Below are 12,731 nucleotides of genomic sequence, written 5' to 3' on the forward strand. Positions count from 1 at the left end.
ATTCTTTGAATTACAATTTATACGCTCACTATGAGTCCATTGTCCAATTCACTTTCATCTGGAACCTCGAATCTAGGCTCCATAAAGTTAAACATTATGTCCGTAACTTCGAAGGAAAATACGTTAGGGTCTTTTTCTGCATTTCGATTAGCAATCCTCTTTCTTCGAGTTTCGACTTGAGCGTCGAGATAGTGAATTTCAGCACGAATATTCAGTGCGTTAGCTTTAGTCACAAATATGTCTCGTTGCGCCTTGGTTGTAAAACCCAAATCAAGAACAACATTTCCACCTAACAATATAATCTGCTCACTAACTTCCCAGATTTGATCGTAACAACGACTTACTCGTTCCATCATCCATGAATAATCTAGTGCAACCATATCTTCTGCAAACAGTCTCTGCATCCAAGGATCTATCGAGAACTTAACGGCGTTGATTTCACCACATATAGACATTGCGTATGTTGTCTTACCCGCCCCCATAGGGCCGCAAACTAGAATTAACTTACCCATTTTTTATTCTCTTCAAATTGTTTGTAACTGGAGCGTGAACCAGAGGACATCGTTGAGTTACCTGATAACTGTGCCGACCCACTTAAGGAAAAAGGAATCAGTTAGACCTACCCTAAACTCCTACTCAATCGGTCTTGAGAGTTACTCTTTATCTTTCCCATTGCGCCGGAACAACAGCGGCTTGACTGCCTAGTTTGACAACTTTCCCACCATAGGTGTCAGTATAGTTAGTAGCCTCGGCAGTATTCGAAAACCAAAGAACAGGATAGCCAGCGTCTTGCAACTCAATACTATTAGGTAGTATCGAGCCTTCGGGAGCTTTAACGACCTGTTGTTTAAACTCAGCCCAACAACTAGCACCATTCTCAGCAGCTAACATCTGCAATAAGTGCTTACGTTGAATAATCGAAGTATTGTTCTTGAGATCAATTAACGAGATATCGAACAATACCTTCGCATTAAGTAGACGTCTAAGAACAGGTAAAGAGCGAGACAACGACTCTGACTTAGCGAGTTTTTGTAAGACTTTAGCTTCTCGAAGCCATAATTGAAGATCTGGATTTTTTTTAAGACACATATCGTCCTCCTTTTACTCAACCTACTCGCTATCAGTTACAGGGTGATATGCATTGAAATGCTTACTATGGATTTTAGTGTATTGGTACTATCGTTTTTGCGAGATAGGCGTCCAATAAGCCTAGTCGAAGATTACTACTTCTTTACTTGTTTATCAACATGACTCAGCAATAAGTCATTGCATAACTTGAAAAGTCTAACTCGAAAGTTTTTGGGGAAAGTACACTAGATTCTTACCTTGTCATATATTGCAAATGATTTTGTATAAGGTGAATCTGATACGTAAGATCGTGGAATTGTGTTTGTGCTCAGTTACAAGCGAATAGACCAACGCGACAAAGGTAGTTTGTGACTTTTTGGGGTGAGAGGAGTAACCTGAAAGAAGGATTGTAGAGCATTTTCTTTAAGTAGATTTCGCCAAGTTTGGAAATTAAGAATAACTAGAGATGTAGCCAATTTTAATTGACTACTGCAAGGCAAAAGAGATCTAAACTTAATCGACCTTAGACCTCTTCACTTTTTACTCTTTTATCGTTAATAAAATTCATTAATTTCGGGAAGCCACTCCGTACAATGGCCTTCCCTTTGTGGGTGCGGGACATGAGACTCCCACGCAACGAGTCATGAAGCGGCAACGATTTGGATAAGGGAAAAGAGGTCGTCTTTTCATCTTCCCTATATTCCTAGTGTTTAAACTATTAACCCGGCCAGTGCGAGAGTCGAAATATAGTAACGACGTTGATTCCAGGCTACCCAATGTACCAAATAGCGTTTCCACCTATTTTTATCGATTTCTACTGATCGCGCCAAACGATCATTAAGTGGGACATTGAATCTGATGGTTATTACAAACCCCAGAATTGAGAGTAAAGCGCCATAAAGTACCGGAGTTTGAATGTCTAAGATCCCTTCTGCTAAGCCAGTCACAAGCAATAGCAAACTGGATACAGGAGACAGCATAAAAAGAGCCAGAAAGGTCCTATTTAGGATGACTTCATTGATTCGATTCATCGTTTTCATACTGCCCTGCTCCGCAAGCACCTGCATGACCGTGTTATGAAAAATAAAGTACGTTCCCGCCAGGAGTGCTGTTGAAAGCGCAGCGGTCAAACTACAGATTTGGAATGTCAGTATAAGCATGGTGTTCTTCTCATCATCGAATGGTTTGTCTATTACAAATCATTCAGTGATAATTTGGTTTGCAGGAAATCGTAGAAGATTTGCAGGAAGTACAATTATGGATGACAAAAATATCCGGATGCTCGAGAAGTTTGCACTGGAAAACAGAAAAGGCACAGAGACGGGTTCCCCCTTAAGTCAGCTTAAAATGAGCAGCGTGTTTTATACGCACTCAATCATGAAGCAGCCTTGGGGTGTCAAGATGCCCTCCATTCCATCAAGCACTATGTTTCACCTTATCCTCGAAGGTGAAGCCATTGTGTCTGTATCGGATGAGAAAGTGAAACTTGGTCCTGGCGATTTTGTTCTTCTTCCTCGCGGTACCGGTCACGATATCGTTGATGTAAACAATACTGCCGCGATCGATTTGTTTGAAAATGAGTTAGAGCAAGTGACAGAGCACTATGAACGACTAAGAATCCAGGGACAAGGAGAGGTTACTGTTACGCTGTGCGGGACGGTCTTATTTGATAACGACGTGACAGCATCAATCATCTCCTCTATGCCTGACTTTATTCTTATCTCAGCTCAATCCAAGGCTCACGAAACTATCAAGAGTATGGTGCAAGCCATACATAGGGAAACAAGGTACGAGGATTATGGTTCGGGGTTAGTAGTCTCTAAACTGGCTGATATCTTGATTTTGCAGTGTATTCGTTGTTGGATAAATGAGGTGTCTGACGAGAACCAAAATTGGATAGTAGCTCATACAGATAAGCGTCTTTCTCGTGCTATGAAAGTGATACACAACGACTCTTCTGCCAACATAGATATTGAGTCTCTGGCTAAGTTATCCGGGATGTCTCGCACGAGCTTCATCGAGTATTTCAAAAAGGTGGTTGGTCAGACCCCGAGAAAGTACATCTCAGACTGGCGTTTATCGCTCGCTAGAGAGAGGCTATTGCATGGGAAAGCACATGTCTTGAATATCGCTCTGGATGTAGGATACCAATCAGAAGCCGCTTTCAGCCGTGCTTATAAAGCAAAATATGGTGAGTCTCCATCTACAACAAAAAAGCAATATGTATAACGCCGTCTACCATCGACCTGATAAATAACTGCCCGATTATAGAAATCAGGCAATTATTTTGGATTTTCTTCGTCTAGTTAGCCCCAATAACCAGCCTCAATAGTCTTCGAAACATAGTCAGAAAACTTAGTTGGTTTACGTCCAATAGCTTCCTCTACTCCCTGGGTTAGATTAGAATTGCGGCCGTCAAATACCACTGTGAACAACTCATTGAGCAACCATTGATAGTCTTTTGGGACGTTTTTGCTTTCTAGGATGGTTAAGTAGTCATCAATGTTCACCGAGGTAAATGTGATCTCTTTACCCAATTGCTTAGAGATCTCATCGACACAATCTTGGAAGGTCATTAGTTCTGGGCCAGTTACTTCGTAAAGGCGGTTACGTTTACTTGGATCGATGAGTGCTGCTACTGCTACTTCCGCTATATCATCAGTGTCAATGAAGGGTTCTGGTGTGCTAGCAGCTGGCAAAACCAAGTCCCCATTTAGCACACCCTCAGCCATAAAGCTTTCACTAAAGTTCTGAGCAAACCACGAAGCTCTAACAACATTCCAATCTAAACCGCTTTTTATCAAAATTTGTTCTGCTTTCTCAGCTCCTTCTTCTCCACGACCAGATAGCAAAACAATATGTTCTACACCCTCTTTTTTAGCGACTTCTACAAAGGCTCGGATATCACCTTCTGCATTGGGAACTGCTAGGTCTGGTTGATATGTTACATAGGCGGATCTGGCACCTTTCAAGGCTTCGGGCCAAGAACTACGCTTATCCCAATCGAAGTGAATTGCAGTACTTCGGGAAACCGGGCGAGTTTCGATTCCGAGATCACACAATAACTTGTTCACTCGTACACCTGTCTTTGCGTTTTTGCCGATGATTACGATTGGTCCTGATGTATTAGTAGTTGTCACAATGGCTCTCCTGTTTAATAGACAATGTTGGTTAAGAACAAGGTCATCGTGCCCCAGTAGCGCCAAGATAGATTGATGAGAAGTACGGAATTTTTTACATAAAGTCCTGAAGAAAAACTAGCTCTACTAAATCAGTAATGACTCAGCTTAGCTAGTATCTGGTAATCTCCCAAAAGTTGAAGGATTCAATAATGTCAGTTTTTACTCCCAATTGTCCGAAGCCTTTTCTTTAAACGCCACACAGCCCAATAGACTAGTGCACCAAGCAGAAACACAAAAAATATAGTCGTTAATCCACTCTTAACTATTGTAAAACTGCTGGCGCTCGCAACTAACATTTCAGATACATCAGGAAACACATGTAGCATTGAAGCAACAACAGCATTTTCAAAATAATCAAACAGACCCGCAAGCATTGGAATAAATGCAACTAAGAACCATTTCGACTGCTTGGGAAGAAATTGTTTTAAAACCCATGTAATCAATAAGCTATACGAAATGGCAAACATCAACGGATATACTAAATCAATTGGTAACTGAACAGTAAGGTATGCACGCCTACCTTCCAGCCCTAGTGTTTGCAGCAGTTCTATAGCTTCGGTATAACTATAACCCGCAGGAGACATATCAAACAGAACTGACTGTGGTGCAAAGCTTAAGACCAGTGGTATGGAATAGCCTAGAATCACGCCATAAACCAAATTGGTTAAGAAAAACAAAACTAGTACCGCTTTACCACTCGAAGCTCTCTGCAAAATTGATATAGCCTTTTTCATTAATTCACTCCATAAGATTAGATACTTAGCTCTGAGGCTCAAGCTTTTATCCAAGTTAGTTTTTAATCTATATGGTTTACTCCCGTAGGTAGTTCAAACCACATTTACAAATAATGAGTAATTGCATGCCACCAAGATAGCTAGTTCCGAAACAGGTGGTATAGAAAACTGTAGCAAAAAATCGTGGGATGGCAGATAAGACTAGGTGGTGCGAGGAGTTTCCCATAAGCGAGCAAAGTTGACGTTCCTAACAAGTAACGTTTGTCTGCATTGATACTCAAATTCGCAGACAAACACACCTCTCAATGAAATTATTTCTGCCCATACAAGAGATCAGCGGCAGCCACGCCCATCTCTTTATAGTCATGCCCCACTCCCTCAACTGATTTCAACTGCCAATGAAAAAGGGTTTTAGCTGATTGTGCCAACTTTTGACTGTGACTATAAAAATATTTACCACGCTCAAAGCGACCTAAACCCTGCTCATCTGCACTTGGAGTATGAAGCATGATACCTCGCCTTTCGGTTTTATCATCGAGCTCGCCAAGCAAGATCAATAACTTACTCGCAAATGAACTGTGAAGGTTTTCATGAGATACTGAAGTCCCACCAGTGCCAAACGGAAATCTAATAGTTGCGTCCGGTAAAGTATAAAAGCCTGAATTCGCTGCTACGATTCGATTTGCCTTTGAGTTGGGTTTAAATATCGCAAAGCGGTGTAATATCTGCCCACCTGCAGAATGACCAAATAGATCATAGTTAGTTTGTTCCTTCCCAAGGATTGGTTTCACACTACTAAAAATCAAGTCAAAATCATCAAATATCCAGTCTGGCTTATTCATAACGAAAGAAAATTTAATATCTTCATCACTCATATGATATTTTGAAATACGTCCGTCCACTTTCTCGATTTCAAGATTTTTTAGCTCCAACCCTTCAACAATTCCACCCAAGTGGTACGAAGCAAAATCGTAGCTTTCTTTCGGGTACGAAGGAGACAAAACTAATAAGTTGTACTTGTCAGCACTCTTAACCCAGCTATCCCTATAGTCGCTAGCATTCCTACCCGCACCAGGAATGACTATTATCACCGAAGTCTTTTCATTAAATTGAGATGGCATATAATAGTAGACTTCAATTTTTTCTTTGATGTTTCCAGCCTCAAGTGGAATCACATAACTCCCCGAACCTTTTCCAAGCTTTAAAGCTAACCTGTCATTTTTCATCAAAGTACAGCTAGTTAACAAAGTTATAAATAAGACTAAGAGATATCTCACTTTATGTCCTTATATTAAGTCGGTCTAATTATCCCACACGTTAGCTATTGGCTAATTGTTAATCCAACGCTGACTTCGTATGGATATACCTAGCCAGATAAACCATATAATCTGAGTGATACCAAAAATTTCAGTTAAGACTTCAGCGGGATATATTGTCGAAATTCCAGCAACTCCTACAGTTATGCCGAGGTAATTGAGTCCTCGTGGAAGTATTTTCACCTTTAAAGCTGCTAGGCTAAGTAACAGAACCCAAAGCCCACCAACCAGTTCGTTTCCTCCTCCAAGGCTTTCGACTATTACAGAAATCACTCTCCACGTATCAAAAGCTTTCTCTACAGATACGTCCATTAGCTCAATAGCATGTGCAAGCCCGATATTCGCCAGCATGCCACTTGCAATGACCAGAACAACCCAAACAAAGCCGAAGACTGAACCGACTTTAACAAGTGGATCATTTGTCGATTCTAGTTTTTCAAATAGCCCCACAACAAGTACTGAAAGAAAAACTCCAAACACGACATACATCAGAAAATACATCATTGAAAAAGAAAACTGATTTTCTGCTAAATAGGCCATTTTTTCTGATGCACTACCCTCCGAGGGATATGCCCAAAAAGCACCAAAGTATACAAAGGCAAGGATATAAATGAGTGCTTCAATCCAAGCTGCAGCACCTAGAAATTTTGGTAATCTGTCCATTACTGCTTTCCCTTTAACTGCTAACACCACATCACGCTATGACGATACTAGATAATAAGCTTTGAACACAAGGCGGTGAAATAAACTGAAACCTAAGGACAATAGATTGTCACCGATAGACATCATTGCGGTTCTATTTGTTTGATAGATTGGCCCTCTACATACTTCCGCCGACAGAATTTTGCCTATAAAGGACAATAAATAAAGGACTTAACATGAAGAAGAAACCCATCTTACTTACTGCGATTGGTTTAGCACTGCTAACTGGTGGTGTTGCAAATGCAGCAGATAGTCAGACTTCTATAAAGGTAATGGTTGGTAATAAAACATTAGAATCAAACTGGGGCAAAGATGACTCAATGCACACGTTTGCCGTCCTTTCGACGTTTCAATCTGCAGCCCTGCCATTCGGTATAGCATTTGACCTTCATGGCAATAGCAACGAAAACAAAGTAACTGGTAAAGCAACAGAGTCGGCTATAGGTGAAATGAACATCGGCCTAAGATATAAGCCCCAAATTGCATCAAGTGCATTTACACCTTATTTTGGTGGTGGTGTCAGTTTTGTAGCGGTCGAACTAGAGGAAATCAACTCGGGAACCAAAACCACTCATAACGGTACTGGCACTGGCTATTGGGTTGGGGGAGGTATCGACTTTCGCTTTTACAACCAGTGGTCAGTGGGTCTTGACGCTCGTTACTCAAGTGTCGATGTGGAGCTGAACGGTGAAAAGCGAGACGCCGGTGGCTTTGGATGGGGAGCGACGATCGGATACCATTTTTAATGAAGTTGGTTGATTTAGCTAGGTTGAAATCTATGATAATTGCATCGGTAACACTCTCTACTGTTGGCTGCGTTTATGCGCCTAAAACCGTAACTGTTTATGATGAAGCTTGCGAAATAGCAGTAAGGCATATGGAGTTAGAATCAAAGGAAGTCGCCGAATTAACAGCGTGTGAGAATGAACATTGTGTAGCAAGCATATTAGGTGTCGGACTATATAGTATAGGTAGCATTATAGTCTCGGGGAGTATTGTGATCGCTAACAATGTCGTTTACGGGTTTGATAAGCAGGATGACTGCCAGAATGACCCCCTGTAGTTCCAACGAAGGCTTTGCAATCACCATCGTTGGGGGAATGATGATAATTGAATACCAATATAAAGGTTACAAAGGGGAGCTTTCTTTAGTCTCTGCCGAACGCATTGAAGTTTTTAGGGAGCACTACTATGGACTCAACTATTTATACATAGTTGATCAACTGATAAGTATGGTCGTACGGCTTGATGAGCAAGTACTGTCAATTACTCAGCCTGATTGTACGGTCAGGGAGTTGGCAGAGATCAATTGTTTGTCTGATATAAAAATAACCATAGATTCGATACTGTGCCACAAAATTATCTAGCTAACCATTGATGTGTATTAGTTCCGACTAGATCTGACACTTCAATTTGAAAAGAAGAGAGTTACCCACTTTGATTAAGGTGCTGAATCTTAAATCAAAGAAAAGAGGTAACTCTCATGCTTCATACTAGCAATCCAATCATAAAACACAAAGCTGGCCTTCTTAATCTTGCCGAAGAATTAGGAAATGTTTCTAAGGCCTGCAAGATCATGGGCGTGTCCAGAGACACGTTCTATCGCTACCAAGAACTCGTTGAGGATGGTGGAATAGATTCACTCATCAATCAGTCACGAAGAACTCCGAACATTAAAAACAGAGTCGATGATGAGACTGAGAATGCAGTTGTAGCGTACGCTGTCGAGTTTCCTGCTCACGGACAAGCTCGTACTAGTAACGAGTTACGTAAGAAAGGCGTATTTGTCTCTGGGAGCGGTGTGCGCTCAATTTGGTTGAGGCACAACCTAGAGAACTTTAAAAAGCGATTGGCAGCTCTCGAAGCTAAGGTCGAAAAAGACGGAATCATCCTCACTGACGAACAAGTTGCAGCGTTAGAGAAGAAAAAACATGATGATGAAGCCTGTGGTGAAATAGAAACTCACCATCCTGGCTACCTTGGTTCTCAGGACACCTTTTACGTTGGTAATTTGAAAGGTGTAGGACGCATTTATCAGCAAACTTTTGTCGATACATACAGCAAAGTTGCGTTCGCCAAACTCTATAAAACAAAGACACCAATAACCTCGGCTGATGTGCTCAATGATCGAGTCCTTCCGTTCTTTGAGTCTCAAGAGCTTCCGATGCTGAGAATACTGACTGACCGAGGAACAGAATACTGCGGCAAAGTTGAGCGGCATGACTATCAGCTCTATCTGGCTATTAACGATATCGATCATACGAAGACAAAAGCCAGACACCCTCAGACAAATGGCATCTGCGAGCGGTTCCATAAAACCATACTCCATGAATTTTATCAGGTAACGTTTAGGAAGAGCCTCTACAGTTCGTTAGAGGAATTACAAAAAGATCTAGACGAATGGATTGATTACTACAACAATCATCGTACTCATCAAGGAAAAATGTGCTGCGGCAGAACGCCAATGGAAACATTACTGGATGGGAAATCAATCTGGGCTGAAAAGAATCTAGCCCAGATATAATCTGACAGGCATCTAAAAGTGGGTAACTGTCAGATCAGGTCTGAGCTAGTACAATTGATGTACTGTGTTGGTGTCACTCCAAACCACCTTTTAAACGCTTTGTAAAAGCTTGATGGTTCTTTAAATCCGAGGCCAAAACATATTTCGGTAATACTAAGCTGGCCAGAATTAATCAAGCTTCTAACTCTTTCGCTACGAACTTGGTCAACAATTTCTTTGAAGTTCGACCCTTCTTCTTTGAGTCTTCGATAGAGTGTTTGTCTGCTCATGTGCAGTTGCTTAGCAATCACATCTATAGAGGGGGCTTGGCCTTTGTTCAAACAATCAACGACTAAGGCTTTTGTCTTATCCTTGATAATTGAATCGCCCTGAATAGTGACCAATACCTCCTTGGCTTTTTGTTCTGCGATACTTTTTAGGAGTTGACTGCTCGTTTGGATTGGTTCCTCTAAGAACGTAGAAGGAAACTCTAGTGAATTGACACCGGATGAAAAGGTTATATTTTTTCCAAATACTGGTACGAACTTACTCTTATAGTTCGGAGCATCAAAAGTAAAACTTGCCCTTGATATGTTGATCTTGTTCCCACTTAGCAAGTTAGCCCAAGCAACCATTGCGCTCATACTTCTTTCGACGGCTATCGAAGGGTACTTATCACATTTATGAATAGTCAGCTTCAAGGTGCAAGTGAACCCATCGTTATCTATTTGCCATTGTTCTGCAGTGTTCATTAGAGAAGTGTTCTCAATGAAGGTATCTACCGCTTCAGCTAGAGAGCTTGTTTGACTAACCCAGCTAGCTAGTACACCTTTAGAACTTGGATTAATCTTTTGACCGAGAGTGAGCCCGATCTCAGGAATAGTGTGGTTCTTTCGAATCACACCAAAAAGGTAGAAATAATCAGCGATTGGTAAACGGTCGATCAAATCAAGGTTAGATAACTTCTGTAACAGCTGTTGTAACCTCACATCCTTATGTTCCAAATTAACCGTGTTAAGTTCATCAACAAGGTCAAGAGCCGCAGCTACAGAAACAGAGTTATTATTATCAGTTTTTGACAACTTATACTTCCTTCTTTTCCAAAAATATCTGGCTCATGCTAGGATGACTCCTGACTCACTTTGCCTACACATTTAATTTAGATCAACAGAAACATTCACCCGATCTATATAAAGGCATATCCCCATCCAGTAAAATGCATGCGTATAGACGATTAAATATCTATCACCCTTTTGAGTAATCCTCTTCAACCAGTTGGCCTCTTTTTGACCAGCGCCACTAGTTTTCTAATCCAACCAAATCTTAATAGTGTTCACCATTTCGTTAGTACATAATGGGTAGGAATCATTTTTACTTATGGTTACGTAACATAGGTATTTTTTGACCTGCTGCAGATGATTCAATAAGTACATGCAATCTTTTATCACGAGTTTCCTCTTTTTTAGCACTCATAACCCACCATATCGAATCTCTTTTGTACGATGGTGCTAAATTAGTAAAGTATTGCCAGGCGGGTGCATTCGCCTTAATTGATTCTTCATACTTTTTATCTAGAGGGACATTCCTTTGTTCAGAGGAATAGCCTTTCACATCATTTCGATTGTCAAATAACAAAATGCCTTCCGGTCTCATTTTCCCCATTTTTAGAAGATTCTGCACTTTCTTCACGTTCACAGCACTCCAAACACTATTTATCTTGCGAGGAGAGAAACGAATTTTATAACTATCTTCATCTATTGATTTCCGGATGCCATCGATCCAACCGAAACAAAGCGCGACATCAACTGATTCGGACCATGTAAAGCTTAACTTTCGAGAGCCTTTTTTAAAGAAGCCCACCCAAATCTCAGTTTCCTGAGCGTGATTTAACTCTAACCAGGCATGCATTTCTTCTTGATTCTTAAAAAATAGGACAGCTGACATTTATTGTCTCCAAACACACTCGCTTTGGTGTTTTTGCACTTTTTAAGGTTAAACGAATGAACGGTTTAAATTGGATATCTCACCGCAAATCTAACAGACGCCTACCTTTTCAATTTAGGATGGCGAGGATTATAAAAAGTGTTGGTGACATAACTTGACACCAATATGGGTTGTTCGGAGAAAAGCTTGTGTAAGCTTTAGCCTTTTTGAACTACGATTTTCAACTTCAATTCCAGACTGTCAGGGCTTTCGTCTGAAGACGGTTCCTTACAACGGAATAAGTAGGCAATCAGGGAGTATCAAGGATTGCCAGCTCCGCAGCCAATAGATCAAACACCCGGCGAACTCGCAAGTTCGTTCTAAGCTCTTCATGACATACAAGCCAGAGTGGAATCTGCATCATTGGAAAAAAATCCTCGGGAGCGCGCATAAGTTTTGGCTCTTGTTTCGCTATGTCTTCTGGTAAATACATCAACCCTAGATGTTGTTTGCATAACTCTAGTTGAGCAGGTTGAAACTCAGTAGAAAGCTTGAAATTGTCTTCACCTAGCTGCCAGCCATGCTTTGTAAATTGTTCAATGATTCTGCTGTTGTTTCCAAAGCCTATAATTTGCAGCTCCCGGATATCTCCAGTGGACCCTACACCAGAGAACTGCTGAAGGTACTCCCTGGTACCATACAAATAAATTCGCTCTTCGCCTAACTTCTTTGCAATGAGACTCGGCTGGGTAGGTTGGAAACTTCGAATAGCAATATCGGCATCTCTACGTTTTAAATCACTTACATCGTTTGTGACGTTCAGCTCTATGGATATACTCGGCTCTTCACGTCTTAACTTGCTCAGAATCGGTGGCAACCTATACATGGCATCAAGCTGACAGACCGAAATTACGACAACGCCTTTCAGAGCTTCCGATTGGCCATTTGCAGCCATCGAAAACTTGTGGGCCACATCGCCCATTTCTCGCGCGATATTAAGTAATTCGATTCCACTGCGAGTGAGTTTTAACTTATGCGCTGAGCGCTCAAAAAGAGCAACACCAAGCTCATCTTCCAGAGCTGATACCTGACGACTCAGCGTCGGTTGTGTCACGCATAAAGATTTTGCGGCCGCAGACAAGCTTCCAAGCTCCGCAGTAGCTAAAAAAGCTCTTGTCCGGTTCCAGTCAAAAGAAATTGATTTCCAGTTCATACAAATCTGTATACCTCTATGCATTTTTAAGCAATTACCATTAACTATATGTATATATATATAGTGTCAGCACAATTGTTTTATTGAGGT

The 12,731-nt window shown here is 41.1% G+C and carries 14 protein-coding genes; 4 read left to right on the forward strand and 10 right to left on the reverse strand.

The genetic code is table 11. The features are described from left to right. Nucleotides 1–17: 17 nt before the first annotated feature. The 3 genes from SNR28_RS04830 to SNR28_RS04840 form a co-directional block, all read right to left on the reverse strand. A complete protein-coding gene (locus tag SNR28_RS04830) occupies nt 18–512 on the reverse strand; it encodes an AAA family ATPase (protein ID WP_375749891.1) in 495 nt (164 codons plus the stop codon). Nucleotides 513–660: 148 nt separating this feature from the next. Continuing rightward, nucleotides 661–1,089, reverse strand: a complete 429-nt coding sequence (locus SNR28_RS04835; protein WP_375748082.1) for a hypothetical protein — start codon at nt 1,087–1,089, stop codon at nt 661–663. A 689-nt stretch (nt 1,090–1,778) separates the two neighbouring features. Beyond that, nucleotides 1,779–2,228, reverse strand: coding sequence for an anthrone oxygenase family protein (locus SNR28_RS04840; protein WP_375748084.1), 450 nt, complete (start codon nt 2,226–2,228; stop codon nt 1,779–1,781). 97 nt (nt 2,229–2,325) lie between these two features. On the opposite strand from SNR28_RS04840, the gene SNR28_RS04845 reads away from it, so the two are divergent. After that, the gene (locus SNR28_RS04845) at nt 2,326–3,297 is read left to right on the forward strand and encodes an AraC family transcriptional regulator (RefSeq protein WP_375748085.1); all 972 of its coding nucleotides are present in this window, start codon (nt 2,326–2,328) and stop codon (nt 3,295–3,297) included. A gap of 77 nt (nt 3,298–3,374) precedes the next feature. On the opposite strand, the gene SNR28_RS04850 is transcribed toward SNR28_RS04845, so the two are convergent. The 4 genes from SNR28_RS04850 to SNR28_RS04865 all read right to left on the reverse strand — a co-directional run bounded on the left by SNR28_RS04850 (nt 3,375) and on the right by SNR28_RS04865 (nt 6,963). Continuing rightward, nucleotides 3,375–4,208 carry an NmrA family NAD(P)-binding protein gene (locus SNR28_RS04850; protein ID WP_375748086.1) on the reverse strand — a complete coding sequence of 278 codons (834 nt, stop codon included), beginning with the start codon at nt 4,206–4,208 and terminating at the stop codon, nt 3,375–3,377. A 194-nt stretch (nt 4,209–4,402) separates the two neighbouring features. Beyond that, nucleotides 4,403–4,984 (reverse strand): hypothetical protein, encoded by a 582-nt coding sequence (locus SNR28_RS04855; RefSeq protein ID WP_375748087.1) that lies wholly within the window; start codon nt 4,982–4,984, stop codon nt 4,403–4,405. A 311-nt stretch (nt 4,985–5,295) separates the two neighbouring features. Next, nucleotides 5,296–6,210: a hypothetical protein gene (locus SNR28_RS04860; protein WP_375748088.1), complete on the reverse strand. Its 915-nt coding sequence runs from the start codon at nt 6,208–6,210 to the stop codon at nt 5,296–5,298. A 102-nt stretch (nt 6,211–6,312) separates the two neighbouring features. Continuing rightward, nucleotides 6,313–6,963 (reverse strand): hypothetical protein, encoded by a 651-nt coding sequence (locus SNR28_RS04865; RefSeq protein WP_375748089.1) that lies wholly within the window; start codon nt 6,961–6,963, stop codon nt 6,313–6,315. A gap of 215 nt (nt 6,964–7,178) precedes the next feature. Between SNR28_RS04865 and SNR28_RS04870 the strand changes: the two genes are divergently transcribed. From SNR28_RS04870 to SNR28_RS04880, 3 genes are all read left to right on the forward strand, one after another. After that, a complete protein-coding gene (locus SNR28_RS04870; RefSeq protein ID WP_375748090.1) occupies nt 7,179–7,748 on the forward strand; it encodes an outer membrane protein in 570 nt (189 codons plus the stop codon). Between the two features lie 303 nt (nt 7,749–8,051). Continuing rightward, complete coding sequence (locus tag SNR28_RS04875) at nt 8,052–8,369, forward strand: hypothetical protein (RefSeq protein WP_375748091.1); 318 nt, start codon at nt 8,052–8,054, stop codon at nt 8,367–8,369. A 116-nt stretch (nt 8,370–8,485) separates the two neighbouring features. After that, complete coding sequence (locus tag SNR28_RS04880) at nt 8,486–9,526, forward strand: IS481 family transposase (protein ID WP_375748092.1); 1,041 nt, start codon at nt 8,486–8,488, stop codon at nt 9,524–9,526. 29 nt (nt 9,527–9,555) lie between these two features. Here SNR28_RS04880 and SNR28_RS04885 read toward each other — a convergent pair whose 3' ends face one another. The 3 genes from SNR28_RS04885 to SNR28_RS04895 form a co-directional block, all read right to left on the reverse strand. Then, a complete protein-coding gene (locus SNR28_RS04885) occupies nt 9,556–10,587 on the reverse strand; it encodes a helix-turn-helix domain-containing protein (RefSeq protein WP_375748093.1) in 1,032 nt (343 codons plus the stop codon). A 289-nt stretch (nt 10,588–10,876) separates the two neighbouring features. Further along, the gene (locus tag SNR28_RS04890; protein WP_375748094.1) at nt 10,877–11,449 is read right to left on the reverse strand and encodes a YdeI family protein; all 573 of its coding nucleotides are present in this window, start codon (nt 11,447–11,449) and stop codon (nt 10,877–10,879) included. A 289-nt stretch (nt 11,450–11,738) separates the two neighbouring features. After that, nucleotides 11,739–12,641 carry a LysR family transcriptional regulator gene (locus tag SNR28_RS04895; RefSeq protein ID WP_375748095.1) on the reverse strand — a complete coding sequence of 301 codons (903 nt, stop codon included), beginning with the start codon at nt 12,639–12,641 and terminating at the stop codon, nt 11,739–11,741. Nucleotides 12,642–12,731 lie beyond the last annotated feature (90 nt).

Source organism: Vibrio iocasae, assembly GCF_042245395.1.
GTDB lineage: Bacteria > Pseudomonadota > Gammaproteobacteria > Enterobacterales > Vibrionaceae > Vibrio > Vibrio iocasae.